Source organism: Kineococcus mangrovi, assembly GCF_041320705.1.
GTDB lineage: Bacteria > Actinomycetota > Actinomycetes > Actinomycetales > Kineococcaceae > Kineococcus > Kineococcus mangrovi.
Window position 1 is genome coordinate 104,301 of record NZ_JBGGTQ010000009.1, and the last position, 17,726, is coordinate 122,026.

A 17,726-nucleotide genomic window follows, 5' to 3' on the forward strand; every position below is an offset into this window, starting at 1 on the left:
CGCGCCCGCGGCGGTCCGGAGGAGAGGGGCGCACAACTCGGTCGGACCGGGCGGGGCGGACCCGTTAGTGTCGTGCCGTGATCGACCTGCGACTCCTCAGGGACGAACCGGACGCCGTCCGGGCCAGCCAGCGGGCCCGCGGTGAGGACGAGGCCGCCGTCGACCGGGTCCTCGACCTCGACGCCCGCCGCCGCACGGCCATCGCCCAGTTCGAGCAGCTGCGCGCCGAGCAGAAGTCCCGCGGCAAGGAGGTCGCGGCGGCCCAGGGCGAGGAGAAGAAGCGGATCCTCGCCGGGGTCAGGGAACTCGCCGAGCGCGTCAAGACCGCCGAGGCCGAGTCGACCGCGGTCGGCGAGGAGTTCGAGGCCGCGCTGCGCCTCATCCCGAACGTCGTCGAGGACGGTGTGCCGGCCGGCGGTGAGGACGACTACGTCGTCCTCGAGGAGGTCGGTACCCCGCCGCCGCTGCCCGAGGGGCTCGACGCCTGGCGCGACCACCTCGAACTCGGCGAGATGCTCGGCGCCATCGACACCGAGCGCGGCGCGAAGGTGTCGGGGTCGCGGTTCTACTTCCTCACCGGTGTCGGGGCGCGCCTGGAACTGGCCCTGCTCAACCTCGCGGTGGCGAAGGCCGTGGAGAACGGGTTCAGCCCGATGATCACCCCGACGCTGGTGAAGCCGGAGGTCATGGCGGGCACCGGGTTCCTGGGCGCCCACGCGGCCGAGGTCTACCACCTGCAGGAGGACGACCTCTACCTCACCGGCACGAGCGAGGTCGCGCTCGCCGGGTACCACGCCGAGGAGATCCTCGACCTGTCGGACGGGCCGAAGCGCTACGCGGGCTGGTCGGCCTGCTACCGCCGCGAGGCGGGGTCGTACGGCAAGGACACCCGCGGCATCATCCGGGTGCACCAGTTCCACAAGGTCGAGATGTTCTCGTTCTGCCGTCCCGAGGACGCCGCGGCCGAGCACCAGCGGTTGCTGGGTTTCGAGAAGGACATGCTCGCCGCGGTCGAGGTCCCCTACCGGGTCATCGACACCGCGGCCGGGGACCTGGGCAGTTCCGCGGCCCGCAAGTTCGACTGCGAGGCGTGGGTCCCCACGCAGGGGACGTACCGGGAGCTCACCTCGACGTCGAACTGCACGACGTTCCAGGCCCGCCGGCTCGGGGTCCGCGAGCGCCTCGCCGAGGGCTCGGGGACCCGCCCGGTCGCGACCCTCAACGGGACGCTGGCGACGACGCGCTGGCTCGTGGCGATCCTGGAGAACCACCAGCAGGCCGACGGTTCGGTCCGCGTCCCCGCTGCGCTGCAGCCGTTCCTGGGGTTGGACGTCCTCACGCCCGTCCGCTGACCCGCCGGCGGTGGTTACGGTGGGGCCGTGGACGCCGAACCCCGACCGAGGCCCGACCAGACCCGCACCTCCGCCCGCAGGGTTCCGCTGGACCTCGTCCGCGGGGGCCTCATGGGGTGCGCCGAGGTGGTGCCGGGTGTCAGCGGCGGCACGGTCGCCCTCATCACGGGGGTCTACGGCCAGCTCATCGACTCCGCCGGTCACGTCGTCAGCGCGGCCCGCGCCGGGGTGACGGGCGGGCCGCGGGCGGCGCGCGAGCACCTGCGGCGGGCGCACTGGGCGGTCCTGGTCCCCGTGCTCGCGGGGATGGCCGTCGCGCTGGTCGTCGCCTCCGTCGTCCTCGAACCCCTGGTGACCGAGCACCCCGTGGGTTCGCGGGCGGTGTTCTTCGGGCTCGTCCTGGCCTCGGTGGTCGTCCCGGCGCGGATGGTGGGCCGGTGGTCCCCGGCCCGGGTGCTCACGGCGGCCGCGATGGCCGTGGCGGCCTTCGCGCTCACGGGGTTGCCCGCCGGGGCGGTGTCGGACCCGCCGCTGGTGCTGGTCGCCGCGGCGGCCGCCGTCGCGGTCTGCGCCCTCGTCCTGCCCGGCGTCTCCGGCTCCTTCCTGCTGCTGACGCTGGGGCTGTACGAGGTGACCCTGGCGGCGGTGAGCGAGCGGGACCTCGCCTACCTGGGAGCGTTCGCCCTCGGCGCGGTCGTCGGCCTGGCCTCCTTCGTGCGGGTGCTGCAGCACCTGCTCGAGCGGCACGCCGACGTCACCCTGTCCGTCATGACCGGGCTGCTGGCGGGCTCGCTGCGCGCCCTGTGGCCGTGGCAGGACGGGGACCGGACGCTGCTGGCCCCCGGGCAAGACGTGGGGACGGTCGCCGCGCTGGCTCTGGCGGGTGCCGCCGGGGTGGCGCTGCTGCTCGTCGTGCAGTCCCGGCTGGAGGGCCGCCTCCCGCGCTGACGGCGGTGGGGCCGGCGGGGTCGTGACGGGCACCGGGTTCCCCGGCGCCCACCGCGCCGGCTCGGCCCAGTGCCCACCCGCTCGCAGGTGGCCGGCGACGATCCGCGCCGACCGCGTGCGGGGTTCGGCGGAGCCGGACCGCACCGCGTCCGGGGTGTCCCGGAACACGAACCGCGCGCCGGCGCGGTCGGCCTGCGCGGCGTCGGTCGGCGGGCCGCCCTCGGGCAGTGCACCGCGTGCCGGCCCCCGCGGGGGACCCGTTCGACCCGCGACCGGCCCACCGCGACGACGTCGGCGAGCGTGTCCACCGCGACGTCGGGGCCGAGGCCGAGGGCGGCGAAGCGCGCCTGGACGTCGGCGCGGTGGGTGTCGAGGGCAGCGACGAACTCCTCCCCCCGCAGGTCCGGTGCGTCCCCGTCGCCGAGCGGTCCGAGGGCCGGGGCGTCGGCGCTCACGACGCGACCGCGGCCGTCCGCGCGTCCGCCGCGAGCAGCGCCGCACCCGGGGCGGCCGCCGCGTCTCGGGCTCCCTCGCACCCGGCGCGCCGGGCGGCGGAGGCGACCTCCTCGGTGCGCAGGCCCCGGAACGGGCCGTCGGTCAGGACGAGCTGGCCGATCTCGCCGGCGAACCCACCGGCCACGAGGGCGATGCCGTCGAGGAGCACCGCGGCGGCGATGCCGGTGCCGACGGGGACGAAGGCGACGACACCCTCGGCCCTGCGGGCGGCGCCGGAGCGGGCCTCCGCGACGGCCCCGGCCCGCACGTCGTGGCACAGGGTCGTGCCCGGCGGCAGCAGCCCGGTGAACGGGACGTCGGCCCAGCCGAGGTTGGCCGACCGGACGGCACGGCCCGCGCGCTCGTCGACGACCCCGGGCAGGGCGACCCCGAGGGGTTCGCCCGGGGAGTGCCCGAGCGCGGTCGCCACCTGGAGGACGGCCGCCGCGACCCGCCGGCCGTCCGGGTCCGGTGCGGGGGTGCGCACGCGGTGCTCGCCCCGGACGGTCCCGTCGGCACCGAGCCGCAGGCCCTTGACGGTGGTGCCCCCCACGTCGACGCCGAACGAGCGTCCCGGCGCGCCGATGGGGGCGGCGGGGCGGCACGGCGTCGGGTCCTGCGGCACGGTCACGTCCTGCGGGGTCGACGGGTGAGCACGCCCTGAGTGTTCCTGACGTGGTGGGTGCACGTCCGATCAGGAGCGCGCACGAGGGTCGAGGGCGGGCCTGTCATCCTGGGGCGGCCCCACCCCGCGGCACCCGCCGCCCGCCCCGCCCGGAGGAGCGCATGACGGCCCAGCAGCGCCTCAACCGCGCCCTCGAACTCGTCATCGAGCGCGGGAACGTCTCCATCGCCGAGGTGTCGGAGGTGCTGGGCGTCTCCACGGCCACCGTGCGCCGCGACCTGAACGTCCTGGCCGAGCAGCGCCTGGTGACGCGGACGCACGGCGGCGCCGCGGTGCTCAGCTCCGGGTACGAGCTGCCGCTGCAGTACAAGATCCCGCGGCAGGCCCGGGCCAAGCTCGCCATCGCCCGCGCGGTGGCCGACCTCGTCCGCCCCGGGACCTCGGTGGGGCTCAACGGCGGGACGACGACGACGGAGGTCGCGCGGGCCCTGGGGTCCAGCGACCGGCTGGGCGCCGCCGGCGTCACCATCGTCACGAACGCCTTGAACATCGCCTACGAGCTGTCGGTCCGCGAGCACGTCAAGATCGTGGTCACCGGCGGGGTCCCGCGCGCTCAGTCCTACGAGCTCGTCGGACCGCTCGTGGCCTCCTCGCTCGCCGACTTCAGCCTCGACGTCGCGGTGCTCGGCGTCGACGGCCTGACGGGCCGCTTCGGGGCCACGACGATCCACGAGGGCGAGGCCGAGGCCAGCCGCCGGATCGCCTCCGTCGCCGGCAGGGTCGTCGTCGCCGCGGACGCCACGAAGCTGGGCCGGGCGACCTTCGCCCGCATCTGCTCCCTGGAACGCCTCGACGTCCTCGTCACCGACGGCCCCGTGCCGGAGGACGCCGCCGCGGACCTGGCCGCCGCCGGCGTCGAGGTCGTCGTGGCGGCACCTGCCCCCTGACCCGGTGACGTCTCCGGGCCGCGGCGGGGTGCTGCTCCTGCCTCGACGCGGCGGTCGTCGTGTCGTCACGACCCGTCGGAGCCGCTGTCGGGTGGTCGACGACGTCGGCTCCGGTCGCGGCCCGGTGTGCCAGACTGGGTCCTCGTCGAGGGATGGGAGGCCGACGTGATCGTCGCCACGATCGTCGCCGTCGGTGTCGTGCTGGTGGCGCTCGTCGCAGTGCTGGTCGTGCGTGACCGAGGCCGTGACCGTTCCGCCCGTCGGCAGCCTGGGCGCGACGACTTCGACCGCGCCGCCTCCACCGGTGTCGCCACCTACCGCCACGAGCAGTCCCCCAACTCCTGAGCCCTGACCCGGCTCGGTTCGGCACGCTGACCGGTCGAGGTCGTTCGGCAGCCGGTTGAGGAGTTCTCGACGGCTCGTCCGGTCGGGAGCCGGCGGTGGCCCCGCGGACGCTGCCCGGACGCGAGGTCGTGGCGACCCGCGTGCGGCGGAGGCGTGTCCGGGCTCGTCGGCCGGGGCCGCCGGTGGAGTTCCCGGCGCCAACCCCTTCTTCTGCACGACGTGTGCACGTACTGTCTTTACATGCTCAATCCACCGCCGATAGTTGCAAGTTCGCTCAGGCTGGGTGGTCGGTGAGCGACGACGGGCTCCGCGTCGCGGTCATCGGGGTGGGAGCCCGCGCCGAGATCGGGGCGCACGTGCCGACCGCGCGTCCCGGCGCCCGCGTGAGCGCCGTCGCCGACACGTCCGAGGTCGGTCGCACCCGGGCCGCTGCCCTGTTCCCCGGCGCCCGCGTGTTCGCGGACCACCGGACGCTGCTGGCCGAGGAACCCCTCGACGCCGCCGTCGTCACCACTCCCGACCACACCCACGCCGCCATCGCCGTGGACCTGCTGCGGGCCGGGGTGGCCGTCTACCTCGAGAAACCCCTCGCCACCACCCTCGCCGACGCCGACCGGGTGCTCGCGACCGCGACGGACACGGGCACCCCCCTCTACGTCGGCCACAACTTCCGCCACGCCGCGGTCGTGCGCACCATGAAGGCCGCCGTCGACCGCGGGGAGGTCGGGGAGGTCCGCGCCGTCTGGGTGCGCCACTTCGTCGGTCACGGCGGTGACTACTACTTCAAGGACTGGCACGCCGACCGCCGCCGCACCGGAACCCTGCTGCTGCAGAAGGCCAGCCACGACATCGACGTCGTCCACCACCTCGCCGGGGGGTACACCCGCCGCGTCGTCGGCATGGGCGACCTGGTGGTCTACGGAGGCATCACCGACCGCCGCGAACGTCCCGGCGAGACGATGCCGGACTGGTTCTCGATGGACAACTGGCCACCGGCCGCCCAGACCGGCCTGAACCCGGTCGTCGACGTGGAGGACCTGTCGATGGTCCTCATGGGACTGGGCAACGGCGTCCTGGCCAGTTACCAGCAGTGCCACTTCACCCCCGACTACTGGCGCAACTACACCGTCATCGGCACCGAGGGACGGCTGGAGAACTTCGGCGACACCGCCGGCGCCGTCGTGCGCGTGTGGAACCGCCGCCACGAGTGGAGCGCCACCGGCGACCGCGAGCACCCCGTCGACGGCGTCGCCTCCGGCCACGAGGACGCCGACGTCGCCACCATGACCGAGTTCCTCGCCCACGTGGCCGACGGCGCCCCGACGCTCGTCTCGCCCGTGGCGGCCCGGGAGGCGGTCGCGACCGGTTCCCTGGCCGCGCAGTCCCTGCGGTCGGGGTCCGTTCCCCTGCAGGTCCCCGAACTGCCCGACGACGTCGTGCAGCACTTCACCCGCACCACCGGCGAGAGGGTTCCGCGCTGACCTGCACCACGAGTCCGGCCGTGCGCACCCGCCCGACACCCCTGCTCGGCCTCCTCCTCGACCCGTCCGGGGTGAACAGCCCTGACGTCCAGCTCCACGCCGCCGCGACGCGCCGGAGAACTTCGACACCCTCGGCATCCCGGTGGACACCGCGTCGTTCGAGGAGGCCGAGGTGCGGCGGGACGGGTTGTGGCCCCGGGCCTTCGTCGACCCGCTGACGCTGGGCATCGGCGTGTCCCACCTGTGGCCGGTGCTGCAGACGGCGCGGTTCTCGCTGACGACCTCCGGGTGCCCGGCGGGTCAACGTTCTCCGGTCTGGACGACCACGTGCAGCTGTCGAGCGATCCGACCCCGTACCGGTCGATCGGGAACACGCTGCTCCACCGCGATCGTCCTGCCCGCGATCCTCGGGACGACGAACCCGGCGCTGCCGCAGAGCATGTCGCTCGCCTGCTCCTCCTGCCAGGCCGGTTTCGTGGACGGCGACGAGAAGTTCGCGCCCGGTCCCCGCGACGGCGGGCGCACGTCTTGGCGCACTCGGACCTGGGGGCGGGGGCGTTCACCACGGCGTTCCCGTTCCTGCGGCAGCTCGTCGTGTCCCTGCCCGCCGACGCCGAGGTCCAGCGCGTCACCCACTCGTCCTCGCCGCAGGACCTCCAGTGGCGAAACCACGCCCTCGTGGTCGAGCGGCCGCCGTTCCTGGCTCCTCGGACCTACGGGTGGAAAGGTAAACCTGGCCCAGTCGACCGGGCCAGTCGACTGGGCCACGGCAGACCGCTGACGACCCCCCACGGCCAAGGGGCTCTACCAGGGGTGGTCGCGCAATCGACGCGGGATGACCGCAAGGTCAGCTCAGCAGCTGGCACATCACGAAGTCCTGCCACCTGCCGGCGATCTTCAGGTACTCCGGGGCCAGTCCGTAGCGGGTGAAGCCGACCTTCTCCAGCACCCGCTGGGACCGGACGTTGTCCACCAGCGTCTCCGCCTGCACCCGGTGCAGCGCCAGCTCCTTGAAGGCCAGCTGGGTCATCCGCGTCACGGCGGCGGTGCCCGCGCCGCGCCCACCGGCAGCCTGAGCGACCCAGTAGCCGACGCTGCCCGACTGCAACGCTCCACGAACGATGCCGCTGAGGGTGATGCGGCCGATGACCGCGCCGGTCTCATCGAGGATGACGTGCGGCAGGTTGGCCGCCTGCCGGTGGGTGTTCAGGGCGGCGTCGATGTCTGCTCGTTGGCCGTCCGGGGTGAAGTAGGACTCCTCGCGCAGTGGTTCGTAGGGCGCCAGGAAGTCGCGGTTCTCCGTGAGCAGGCGCGCCAACACCTCAGCGTCTCGGGGATCGATCAAGCGGGTGGTGACCATGACGAGAGTGTCCATGCGTGACGGGTCCCACCCGGCTTGGGGCGTCTTGACGACCCAGCGCTCTTCGCCACATGCGTGCGTCCGGACGTCCTGGTCAGCGGGATGACCGTGACGTCGCGCGCTGACGTGCCTGAGCTGTCCGGCGGCGCGTGAGACCCCACCCGTCACGCCTTCTGGCACGGTCCCACGTCAGGCACGGCACGGGCCCGGGGATAGTTGAGGTGCGCCCACCCCTTCTTCCCGTAGCCGTCGCAGCTGTCGACGAAAACCTCCATACCGCTGCGGTCAGGCACCACGCGGTAGTACGTGAAGATCGAATCGCCCTCGACGGTGTAGTCAGTCACCTTCAGCTCGGCGCCGGTGCCGCTGGTCTGCGCCGTCACCAGGCAAGCAGCGCCGTCCTCGGGGACTTCTCCCGTCATGTCGAGTCTGACCTCACCGCAGCAGACCCAGTCGTGGATCGATCACGTGGCCACGGCAGCGAGTAGACCGGATGTAGACTCAGGCTATGGACACCACGACGGTTCGCGTGAAGCGCAGTACGCGGGACCTGCTCGCCCGCTACGGCGACGACCAGGACAAGACGGCCGACGAGGTGATCCTTGCGGGGCTCGTCGCCTTGGAGCGGGAGGGCGTTCGCAAGCGCGCGGAGTACGACGCTGCTCGACTTTCTCGTGATCCCGCCTACCTGGCCGACGTCGCCGACGTGCAGGCAGCGCTCGGTGCCTAGAGGAGACATCCACTACCTCAAGGCGGATCGGGCTGCGAAGGGACACGAGCAACACGGGCCGCGGCGAGCGATCATCGTTCAGGCCGCGCGTCTGCCGCTTTCGACTGTGGTGATCGTGCCGACGACGACGGCCGGTTTTGAAAGCGCTTGGAGGGTGCCCATCGAGTTCGACGACGGTGTCAGCTATGCGATGTGTGAGCAGGTTCGTTCGATCGACCCTGACCAGCGACTCGGCACCTTCGTGGGCATGACCAGCTTCGAGGAGCTGGCGGCAATCGATGAGGCGTTGCGTCTGGTCCTCGATCTGTGAGGCCGTGAAGCAGACGTATTGAGCCGGCGTTGCAGGTGAAGGGCGCTTAGGTACCGCTCGATCATTGAGCCTTTCTCACTAGCGGCCTGACGATCACGCTGAGTCACGTCGTGCGGTCGTGCTCCATGTGCAGCACAACCAGCACGGCGGCGGTGATCACCCCGATGCGCCAGGGGCACAGGGTCACCTTGTGCAAGACGCGGTAGTTCTTCAACTACGCGTTGCCCTGCTCGGCACGGGCCCGGACATGAGCGTGAACGCGGTTGAAACTGCGCTGCGCGACGTCGATGTCGCGGCCCTCGGTGACCTTGTACGGGCAGGTCAAACGGGTCCGCTCGCCCTCGTAGCCCAGGTCGGCCAGCACCAGGTGCCCGGCGTCGGCGAACTCGACCAGGGCCGGCAGCAGGTCGGGGTGGGTGCGGGCGCAGGTGACATCGTGCTCACGGCCCGGGCGCACCGGTGAGACCCAGATCGGCCAGCCATCGGGAGCGGTGAGGACCTGGACGTTGCCGCCGTGGCGGTGGTGCTTGCCTGACCACCAGAGGTCAACCCGCCGCCGGCCTGGACCTTTGCCGATCGTGGGGCCTTGCACGCCAACGCGGTCAGTGGCGATGAGGGTGCCGTCGAGGTTGAGGTGGGTGTGTCCAGCGGCGTGGGCGGCCAACAGCGCCGGACGCAGCCGGGGTGCATGGGCAGCTAGGACGTCCAGGGCTTCGTGGAGGTAGCGGTATGCGGTAGAGACGCCGATGGCGTGGTCGCGGGCCAGCTGCGCTACTCGGGGTGCATCGAGCAGGAACCGGCAGATGAGGACGGCGTGGGCGAAGACGCCCAGGACCCGCCGGCCGGTGCGGGTGCCCACCTGCAGCCGGTGGCGCAGGAGCAGTGCGGCGATGTGCTGGACGGTGGCCCGGGAGGTGGGCAGCACAGCGGTGTAAGTGACAGGATCGGACACGGTGGGACTCCGGTGGTGCAGGTTGCCGCGGGAAGTCCTCCGTCTACCCGAACTGCACCCGCGCCCACCACCTGGCCCTCGCAGCAACATCACGGGCCGACCCGAAGCACCGTCGAATCGCTGCTGCGGGTGCGCGTCGAGGCTCCAGCGTTGGTGACGGTCTACCCGTCACCGCACGTGTGCCCTAGGCTGGTGCCGTCCTACCGAGGGCACCCATGCGATCGACCTCCCCGGAGGACGCATGACGTTCAGCATCTGCTCCCGCACCCGCGCCGGCGTGGTCACGGTCGAGGTCCGCGGAGACCTGGACCTCACCACCGCGCACAGCGCCCACCTCTGCCTCACCGGCGCCGTCCACGACGGCCACACGGTGGTCGTGGACCTGTCCAGGGTCCCCTTCGTGGACTGCGCCGCCGTCAGCGTGCTCCTGGCCGCCGCCCGCGACGCCTCCCGGCGAGGCGGCTACCTCGTCCTCGCCGAAGCCCGCCCCGTCGTCCGGCTGCTGCTGGACGCCCTGGAGCTGACGCCGCTGCTGGGCGGGGGCGGCACCGTCGCCCAGGAGCAGGCCGCGGCCCTCGCCGCCTCGGCCGAGACGCGCGCCGGAACCGGGGCCGGTGCTCGCGGTGGGTCGAGCAGCGAGGCCCCACCCGGGCAGCCGGCGTTCGCGCTGACGACCCGCGGGGGGGTGAGCAGCCGGCCGGCCGCGATCGGCGGGGTGGCCCCGCCGCGTGCGGAACGGTTACCGTGGCGCACGCCTGGGGGCCGGTGTCCAGAACGGTGCGCACGAGCCCCACCGCAGGAGGAGGACGTCGTGCCCTCTGACACCGCTCACGACCTCACCGGGACGGCCGGCCGCCTTCGCGGGACCCCCGGCTCGGACACGACCGGTGACCGCCGCTCCAGCCACCACCGTCAGGGGGCACCGGTCAGTGAACTGGCCAGCCGCTTCGGCGACCTGGCCCGCCAGCTGCGGCGTCAGGAAACCCCGCAGCAGGTGATGGACCGCATCGCGGAAGCCGCGGTGAGCCTGGTCCCCGGAGCCGACCAGGCCACCATCAGTCGCGCCCGGCGCCATCAGCGGGTCACCTCGGCCGCGGCGACCAGCGAGCAGGCCGCTGGTTTCGACACCGTGCAGACGGAGGTCGGACAGGGGCCCTGCCTGGACGCCCTGTTCGAAGCACGCACCATCCGCGTCGAGGACCTGGCCGGCGAGGTCCGCTGGCCCGATCTGGCCCGGCACGCCGACGAGGTGCAGGTGCGCAGCGCGCTGTGCTTCCAGCTGTACGTCGACGGTGACAACCTCGGGGCGCTGAACCTGCTCTCCCCGCGGGCGTCCTCCTTCGACGACGAGTCCGAGGACATCGGCGCCGTCCTGGCCTCCCACGCCGCCGTCGCGGTCGCCGACGCCCAGGACCTGGCCAACGTGCGCATCGCGCTGGACAGCAGGGACCTCATCGGGCAGGCCAAGGGCATCCTGATGGCCCGTCACCGTCTCACCGCCGACCAGGCGTTCGCCGTGCTGACCCGTTTCAGCCAGGACACCAACCGCAAACTGCGCGACGTGGCGTGGGACGTCGCCGCGACCGGGACCCTCGACGACGTGCCGCGGTGACCGGGAGACCCTCGGTCACCCCTCATCGAACTGCTGAGGGGCAGAATCGAAGACAAGCGTCCCACTCACGGGCCGCCAACCCCGAAAACTGCCGAGGAGGTGTCGACGGGGGCCGACCGGTGTCGTGCCGGCGGGTCCGAGGGGAGGGCGCCCGGCACTCGTGTGATACCCAGAGGCCCACGGTGGTCGCCAGAACCGGCGACGGCCACGTCGAGTTCTCGACCCGTTCAGGGAAAATTCGACGAGTCCCCGAGGCGGGGCCGTCGCAGGAGCTGCCCGTATCCCTGGCGCCGTCCTTGGAGCGGTCGCGTTCTCACGTCCGGCATCGGACGACCTCACCGGGCTGGAGGCGGGTTCAGCGAATCAGGGTCGTCGTCACCTTCCCTTCGAGGGGCTGAAGTGAGACCGGTAGCACCTGTTCCCCCTGTGGTGGGTCCGTCGGGTTGTCCGTCGTGGACAACCGGCCTCCCGAACGCTGGTCGCGATCCCTCAGATCGGCGATCACGCTGAGCGCACAGTCGTCGAACGAGATCACACCGCTAAGGTCGACCAAGAGGTGTGGGCTCCACTGCAACCCGGCCTCGGCGCAGGCGAGCACCAAGGGACTGGTTTCGGCGTCGAGCCCGCCACTGACCTGAAGGACGGCGACGCCAGGACGGCGGTCGCACGAAACGGCGAAGTCCATGAGCAGTTCCTGCATTCAAAGGAGGCGGTACGCCCACAGTTCGACGTTCGGCGCCTATGCTGTGGACACGGTAACCCGGAGCCCGCCTCTGGTGCCAGTAACCCGCCGAGCCGTCAGCCGGCGGGGTGAGGACACCCGCCGTCGCAGAACGGGACCACCTACCCCTGCTCCACCTCCGGGATGATGGGTTTCCCAAATGTGCCCCTGCGGTCCCGACCCGGCCTGAAGGTTTGGCCCCGATCTCATCGACGTGGCAGAGGTCTCCTGATTTTCACACCGCGACCGCCGACCGCGGTTTCGGCGGAGACCAAGCCGGGCAGCACTGGAGTAGCGCTGAAAGTGCGCAGCACAGCCCACGACGATCGGGCCACGAGGATCGGGTCCCGACTCGAACAGGAGAGACACATGCTGAACGATCGACACCGTTTTGGCCCCCTCACCCTCGCCGCAGTCCTGACGCTGGGGTTGGCGGCCGGGTGCTCCGAGGACACCGTCGTCGAGGACGCGCAGGAGGACGGTCCCGTGGCCGCCGGCGCCATCCTCGGCGAACCCGTCACCGTGCAGGCGGACGTCCAGGACGTCTACGGCAGCAACGCCTTCACCATCGGTGGCGGCGACACCCTGGTCCTGGGCGACACCGGACCGGACGTCGACGAGGACGCGCGGGTCAGCGTCACCGGCACGGTGCGCCAGCTGGTGACGGCCGACTTCGAGGAGGACTACGACTGGTTCACCTTCGGCGAGGAGGACTGGGTCACCGATCGCGACCGCGACCTCGTCATCATCGCCGACGAGGTGCAGGAACTGCCGTGACCGGTTCTGGCGGGAACGCCGACGACCACCGCTGAACGGTGCGCGGGTGGCCCCGACCGGGCCACCCGCGCACCGTCGTGCAGGGGAGTTCAGGGCATCGTGTTGACGATCAGACCGATGTGGGTGAAGTAGTTCAACGCCCCGAACAGCAGGAACGCCAGACCCGCCGCGCCCCAGGCCGCACCGGTGGTGCGGGCCGTGGCGCCGACCCGTCCGGACCGCAGGGCGAGGGGGAAGAGGACGGCTCCCAGCCCGACGAGGGCGTACAGGCCGGAGATGAACAGCGCCTCCACCCACGGGTGGTCGGCGAACTCCCCGGAGATCGGCTCCTGCGGAGGGGCCGCGAACAACTGGTAGCGCACACCGGCGGCGGCGATGGCGAAACAGGCCAGGCCCATCCCGAGAACGAACAGCGACAGGGGTCCGTAGGCGCGGGACACTGCCCGCCGCGGGTCCTCGGTCGCCTGCAAGCGCTCTCCGTCCCTCCACAGGTGCAGTGAGGCGCCCAGCAGCAGGACGCCGAAGGCCAGGCTGGGCTCCCCGAAGACGATGTTGTCGAAAGGGAACAACGGGGCCAACGGCCAGGTGAGCGTCATGTGCAGTCCTGTTGTGGCCAGCAGCGCACCGAGGACGGCGAAGGCGAGGGCGTACCCGCGCAGGTGCGGCTCGCGCGGACTGCGCAGCAGGTCCCACCCGAGGCGGACCACGAGCAGCAGTCCGGTACCGACGGCGACGGCCATGATTGTGTTGTAGGTCGGCAGGTTCTCCCAGTCGATGGTCACGCAGCTCCTCCTACCCCGAACGGGAACTGTCATGTCCCCGATCCGAGGTTCTCGGGTGCGATTCTCGCCGGACACGTGTACGTTCTCCGCATCCGGTGGAACCCTCGCCGTCCGGCCACCCCCAGGGGAGGTTCGATGACGACCGTCGACGCCGTGGTGATCGGCGCCGGGCACAACGCGTTGATCACAGCCGCTCAGCTGGCCCGTGCGGGCTGGGACGTCCTCGTCGCTGAACGCAACGACGAGGTCGGGGGCGCGATGCGCAGCGGGCAGGTCACCCAACCCGGCTTGGTCCACGACCTGTACGCCACGAACATCAACCTGTTCCTGGCCAGTCCCGCCTACGCCGAACTCGGTGAGGACCTGGCCCGTCACGGGTTCTCACCCGTGGTGAGCGAACGTTCGTACAGCAACGTCTTCCCCGACGGGACGTGCCTGCGGGTGTACTCCGACGCCGAACGCACCGAACGGCTCCTGGGTGAGCACAGCCAGGAGGACCTGGCGGGCTGGCGGGGCCTGCACGCGCGGTACCGCTCGTTCATGCAGGGGTTGATGCCGTTGTACTCCACGACCCTGCCGAGCTTGCGCGCAGCCGCAGGTGCTGCCCGCGCCGTCCGGTCCTTAGGGTTCTTCGACACGCTGGAGATCGCGCGCACCCTCACGGCTTCCACCCGGGAACTGGGCGACACGTGGTTCTCCACCCCCGAGGCCAAGGCGCTGATCGCGACCTGGGGCATGCACCTGGACTACGGCCCCGACGTCTCCGGCGGGGCGATGTTCCCGTTCTTGGAGACCTTCACCGACATGGAGGAGGGGATCGCCGTCACCGAGGGTGGCATCTCTCGCTTGAGCGAGGCGTTGGCGGCCGTCGTCCGCGAGGCCGGGGGTCAGGTGCGCACCGGAACCGCGGTGGAACGGGTCCTCACCGACGGCCGGCGCGCCACGGGGGTGCGCCTGGCCGGCGGGGAGGAAGTTCACGCTCGGCGCGCGGTGGTGGCCGGCACCATGCCGGCGCACCTGTTCGACGACCTGCTCGGTGGCGACCCGGCGGTCAGCGAGCAGACCCGCACCCGGACCGCGCGATACCGGCACGGGCCGGGGACCATGGTGGTGCACCTGGCGCTGGACCGGCCGCTGGACTGGGCGGCCGAGGAGGAACTGTCGCAGTTCGCCTACGTGCACGTCGCGCCCCACGTCGACGACCTGGCCCGCACCTACCAGCAGTCGATGGCCGGGCTCATCCCGGACGACCCGTTGCTCATCGTGGGTCAGACCAGCCAGGTGGACCCCAGTCGCAGCCCGGACCACCGGCAGGTGGTGTGGGTGCAGGTCCGGACCCTGCCCTCCACCATCCGCGGTGACGCCGCCGGGACCATCGGGGCGACCGACTGGGACGAGGCGAAGGAGGCCGTCGCCGACCGGGTCCTGGACAAGCTGGAGCGCTACGCCCCGGGGGTGCGGGACAGCGTCCTGGCCCGCACCGTGTTCTCCCCGCTGGACCTGGAACGGTCCAACCCCAACCTCGTGGGGGGCGACAGCGTCGGCGGCAGCCACCACCTGTGGCAGAACTTCCTGTTCCGCCCCTGGCCGGGAGCCTCCACGTACCAGATGCCGGTGGAGAACCTCTGGCTGACCGGCGCGGCCACCTGGCCCGGTGGTGGCACCAACGGGGTCTCCGGATCCCTGTGCGCCCGCCGCATCCTGAACCCGCACCCCTACCGCACCCGCGTGACCGCCACGGCCGCCGGGACAGCCGCCGCCGTGGGCGCAGCGGTGCTCGCGGGCCGGTCCCTGGCCCACCACCGGTGAACGTCCTCCCCGACGGCAACCTCAACACCGACGACGGCAACACCGACGATCGCACCAACCACAACGACAACGCTCAGGAGGAGAACGTGGGACGCTTCCACGACCAGGTCGTCTTCATCACTGGCGGGGCCCGTGGTCAGGGCCGCGCGCACGCCCTCGCCTTCGCCCGCGAAGGCGCTGACATCGCCCTGCTCGACGCCGTCGAGGGCAGCTCGATGACCGTCCGGTACGACCTGCCGACCAGCGAGGACCTGCAGCGCACCCAAGAGGAGATCACCGCCCTCGGGCGCCGGTGCCTGGCCTTCGAAGGTGACGTGCGCGACACCGCGCACGTGCAGGAAGCCGTGCGGCGCACCGTCGACGAGCTGGGCCGTCTGGACGTCGCGGTCGCCAACGCCGGCGTCTTCGCGCTGGCCCCGGCCGTCGACACCAACGACGAGGTGTGGGACGACGTGCTGGACATCAACCTCTCCGGCGTCTTCCGCACCGTCCGCGCAGCGGCCGGGCACATGAGCGCGAACGGTGGGGGCAGCATCGTCACCATCGCCTCCATGGCCGGGCGGATGGCCTTCCCGAACGCCGTGGCCTACGTCAGCGCCAAGTGGGGCGTGATCGGGATGACCAAGACCTTCGCCGCCGAACTCGGTGAGCAGGGCGTCACCGTCAACGCCGTGTGCCCCACCAACGTCGAGACCCCCATGCTCACCGACAACCCCGACGCCGCCCGCCTGTTCACCGGTCAGGAGGACCCCAGCCGGGAGGAGGTCGAGCAGGGTGCGGCCGCTTTCACCGAGCAGGGGATCCCCTGGGTCCAGCCCGAGGACGTCACCGAAGCGGTGCTCTTCCTCGCCGGTCCCGGCGCCCGTCACATCACCGGCGAGGCCCTCACCGTCTCCGCCGGCCAGATCGCCACCAACGCCGCCTGATCAGCACGGCACCCGGTCGGTGCCTCAAGGCGCCGACCGGGTGTCAGGCCCATCGACCGGGTGTCAGGCCCCGACGAAGAGGAGTTCCACCGTTGTTCCAGCACGGCCCCCGCACCACCGCCCTGCGCTGTGTCTCGGCAGCCGTGGCGCTGTCGGCCCTCGCCCTCACCGGCTGCGGTGACAGCGACGGCCCCGCGGACGTCAGCGTCGAGGAAATCCAAGAAGGACCAGAGCAGGCGCGGTCGACCGTCTACGACGGCGCCTACGGCCGACCGTTCGCCGAGGGAATCACCGCGTACTACGGCCGCGACGTCGTCGTCACCGCAGACGTCGGGACCGTGGTCGACGGCTCCGCCTTCACCGTGGTCGATCCCACCGACGACACCGTCGACCCGCTGCTGGTCGTCGGTGCCCAGGCGACGCGGGGACTGGAACCGGAAACGTCCGTGCGCATCACCGGCACCGTCTACGAGGCCCTCGACCTGACCCGCGTGGAGGAGGACCTGGGGACCGACCTGGACGAGAAGCTCTTCGGCGCCTACGACAGCCAGCCCTACCTGCAGGCCACCTCCGTGGACCCCACGGCCGCAACTGGCGACTAAACCCGCCCGGTGGGGTCCGGTAGACGTGCTGGCTGCCCATGCACCCCGGCTGCGTCCGGCGCTGTTGGCCGCCCACGCCGCTGGACACACCCACCTCAACCTCGACGGCACCCTCATCGCCACTGACCGCGTTGGCGTGCAAGGCCCCACGATCGGCAAAGGTCCAGGCCGGCGGCGGGTTGACCTCTGGTGGTCAGGCAAGCACCACCGCCACGGCGGCAACGTCCAGGTCCTCACCGCTCCCGATGGCTGGCCGATCTGGGTCTCACCGGTGCGCCCGGGCCGTGAGCACGATGTCACCTGCGCCCGCACCCACCCCGACCTGCTGCCGGCCCTGGTCGAGTTCGCCGACGCCGGGCACCTGGTGCTGGCCGACCTGGGCTACGAGGGCGAGCGGACCCGTTTGACCTGCCCGTACAAGGTCACCGAGGGCCGCGACATCGACGTCGCGCAGCGCAGTTTCAACCGCGTTCACGCTCATGTCCGGGCCCGTGCCGAGCAGGGCAACGCGTAGTTGAAGAACTACCGCGTCTTGCACAAGGTGACCCTGTGCCCCTGGCGCATCGGGGTGATCACCGCCGCCGTGCTGGTTGTGCTGCACATGGAGCACGACCGCACGACGTGACTCAGCGTGATCGTCAGGCCGCTAGTGGTCTCGTGCAGAAGTTCGTGATCACAGAACCGGCGCGACAACCGCACAGATCGCCGCCTGAACTCCGCGCAAGGACGCGGCACCGTCGGTGTGCATGGGAATGCTTCTGCCGACGGTGCCACGCTTGGACGATGCTACGCGCAGCTCCTTGAGGAAGATCACCGAACGCCCCTCCAGCCAGCAGCGACACGGCGACCGGGCCCGCTGGGTCCTGGCCCTGGACGCCGCCGACGGCAACGTCCGCGCCGTGGCCGACCACTTCGGCATCAGCCCCACCACCGTGCGCAAGTGAGCCCGCCG

At 71.8% G+C, this 17,726-nt stretch carries 18 protein-coding genes and 2 pseudogenes; 14 read left to right on the top strand and 6 right to left on the bottom strand.

All coding sequences use genetic code 11. The features are described 5' to 3' along the window. Window positions 1-77: 77 nt before the first annotated feature. Together serS and AB2L28_RS17690 are read left to right on the top strand one after the other, a co-directional pair. Complete coding sequence (gene serS / locus AB2L28_RS17685) at window positions 78-1,352, top strand: serine--tRNA ligase (RefSeq protein WP_370720305.1); 1,275 nt, start codon at window positions 78-80, stop codon at window positions 1,350-1,352. Window positions 1,353-1,379: 27 nt separating this feature from the next. Beyond that, a complete protein-coding gene (locus AB2L28_RS17690) occupies window positions 1,380-2,300 on the top strand; it encodes a DUF368 domain-containing protein (protein WP_370720306.1) in 921 nt (306 codons plus the stop codon). A 451-nt stretch (window positions 2,301-2,751) separates the two neighbouring features. On the opposite strand, the gene AB2L28_RS17695 is transcribed toward AB2L28_RS17690, so the two are convergent. Next, window positions 2,752-3,420 (bottom strand): ROK family protein, encoded by a 669-nt coding sequence (locus AB2L28_RS17695; RefSeq protein ID WP_370720307.1) that lies wholly within the window; start codon window positions 3,418-3,420, stop codon window positions 2,752-2,754. A 161-nt stretch (window positions 3,421-3,581) separates the two neighbouring features. On the opposite strand from AB2L28_RS17695, the gene AB2L28_RS17700 reads away from it, so the two are divergent. The 3 genes from AB2L28_RS17700 to AB2L28_RS17710 all read left to right on the top strand — a co-directional run bounded on the left by AB2L28_RS17700 (window position 3,582) and on the right by AB2L28_RS17710 (window position 6,193). Beyond that, window positions 3,582-4,367 (top strand): DeoR/GlpR family DNA-binding transcription regulator, encoded by a 786-nt coding sequence (locus tag AB2L28_RS17700; RefSeq protein WP_370720308.1) that lies wholly within the window; start codon window positions 3,582-3,584, stop codon window positions 4,365-4,367. A gap of 165 nt (window positions 4,368-4,532) precedes the next feature. Then, window positions 4,533-4,712 (top strand): hypothetical protein, encoded by a 180-nt coding sequence (locus tag AB2L28_RS17705; RefSeq protein WP_370720309.1) that lies wholly within the window; start codon window positions 4,533-4,535, stop codon window positions 4,710-4,712. Window positions 4,713-5,002: 290 nt separating this feature from the next. Next, a complete protein-coding gene (locus AB2L28_RS17710; RefSeq protein WP_370720310.1) occupies window positions 5,003-6,193 on the top strand; it encodes a Gfo/Idh/MocA family protein in 1,191 nt (396 codons plus the stop codon). A gap of 847 nt (window positions 6,194-7,040) precedes the next feature. Here AB2L28_RS17710 and AB2L28_RS17715 read toward each other — a convergent pair. Next, window positions 7,041-7,553 carry a GNAT family N-acetyltransferase gene (locus AB2L28_RS17715; protein ID WP_370720311.1) on the bottom strand — a complete coding sequence of 171 codons (513 nt, stop codon included), beginning with the start codon at window positions 7,551-7,553 and terminating at the stop codon, window positions 7,041-7,043. Window positions 7,554-7,717: 164 nt separating this feature from the next. Beyond that, window positions 7,718-7,936 carry a hypothetical protein gene (locus AB2L28_RS17720; RefSeq protein WP_370720312.1) on the bottom strand — a complete coding sequence of 73 codons (219 nt, stop codon included), beginning with the start codon at window positions 7,934-7,936 and terminating at the stop codon, window positions 7,718-7,720. Between the two features lie 125 nt (window positions 7,937-8,061). Here AB2L28_RS17720 and AB2L28_RS17725 point away from each other — a divergent pair, with 125 nt between their 5' ends. Continuing rightward, complete coding sequence (locus tag AB2L28_RS17725) at window positions 8,062-8,283, top strand: hypothetical protein (protein WP_370720313.1); 222 nt, start codon at window positions 8,062-8,064, stop codon at window positions 8,281-8,283. Continuing rightward, entirely contained in the window at window positions 8,276-8,593 is a 318-nt protein-coding gene (locus tag AB2L28_RS17730) for a type II toxin-antitoxin system PemK/MazF family toxin (protein WP_370720314.1), read from the top strand. The genes AB2L28_RS17725 and AB2L28_RS17730 overlap by 8 nt, the downstream gene beginning before the upstream one ends. Before the next feature lie 103 nt (window positions 8,594-8,696). Here the strand turns inward: AB2L28_RS17730 and AB2L28_RS17735 are convergent. After that, window positions 8,697-9,545 (bottom strand): annotated as a pseudogene (locus AB2L28_RS17735) (HARBI1 family protein). A 241-nt stretch (window positions 9,546-9,786) separates the two neighbouring features. Between AB2L28_RS17735 and AB2L28_RS17740 the strand changes: the two are divergent. Next, on the top strand, window positions 9,787-11,157 hold the full coding sequence (locus AB2L28_RS17740) for an ANTAR domain-containing protein (RefSeq protein WP_370720315.1): 1,371 nt from the start codon (window positions 9,787-9,789) through the stop codon (window positions 11,155-11,157). 355 nt (window positions 11,158-11,512) lie between these two features. Here AB2L28_RS17740 and AB2L28_RS17745 read toward each other — a convergent pair whose 3' ends face one another. Next, window positions 11,513-11,857 (bottom strand): STAS domain-containing protein, encoded by a 345-nt coding sequence (locus AB2L28_RS17745; protein WP_370720316.1) that lies wholly within the window; start codon window positions 11,855-11,857, stop codon window positions 11,513-11,515. 390 nt (window positions 11,858-12,247) lie between these two features. On the opposite strand from AB2L28_RS17745, the gene AB2L28_RS17750 reads away from it, so the two are divergent. Next, window positions 12,248-12,655: a hypothetical protein gene (locus AB2L28_RS17750; RefSeq protein ID WP_370720317.1), complete on the top strand. Its 408-nt coding sequence runs from the start codon at window positions 12,248-12,250 to the stop codon at window positions 12,653-12,655. Between the two features lie 89 nt (window positions 12,656-12,744). On the opposite strand, the gene AB2L28_RS17755 is transcribed toward AB2L28_RS17750, so the two are convergent. Continuing rightward, window positions 12,745-13,470 (bottom strand): DUF981 domain-containing protein, encoded by a 726-nt coding sequence (locus tag AB2L28_RS17755; protein WP_370720318.1) that lies wholly within the window; start codon window positions 13,468-13,470, stop codon window positions 12,745-12,747. Window positions 13,471-13,572: 102 nt separating this feature from the next. Between AB2L28_RS17755 and AB2L28_RS17760 the strand changes: the two genes are divergently transcribed. The 5 genes and pseudogenes from AB2L28_RS17760 to AB2L28_RS17780 all read left to right on the top strand — a co-directional run bounded on the left by AB2L28_RS17760 (window position 13,573) and on the right by AB2L28_RS17780 (window position 17,718). After that, a complete protein-coding gene (locus tag AB2L28_RS17760; RefSeq protein WP_370720319.1) occupies window positions 13,573-15,246 on the top strand; it encodes a phytoene desaturase family protein in 1,674 nt (557 codons plus the stop codon). After that, entirely contained in the window at window positions 15,243-16,172 is a 930-nt protein-coding gene (locus AB2L28_RS17765; RefSeq protein ID WP_370720320.1) for a mycofactocin-coupled SDR family oxidoreductase, read from the top strand. Before AB2L28_RS17760 ends, AB2L28_RS17765 begins: the two co-directional genes overlap by 4 nt. Window positions 16,173-16,264: 92 nt before the next feature. Continuing rightward, on the top strand, window positions 16,265-16,774 hold the full coding sequence (locus AB2L28_RS17770; RefSeq protein ID WP_370720321.1) for a hypothetical protein: 510 nt from the start codon (window positions 16,265-16,267) through the stop codon (window positions 16,772-16,774). A gap of 19 nt (window positions 16,775-16,793) precedes the next feature. Then, a pseudogene (locus AB2L28_RS17775) lies at window positions 16,794-17,399 on the top strand (HARBI1 family protein); the annotation flags it as partial. 175 nt (window positions 17,400-17,574) lie between these two features. Next, window positions 17,575-17,718, top strand: a complete 144-nt coding sequence (locus tag AB2L28_RS17780) for a hypothetical protein (protein ID WP_370720322.1) — start codon at window positions 17,575-17,577, stop codon at window positions 17,716-17,718. Window positions 17,719-17,726: the final 8 nt, after the last annotated feature.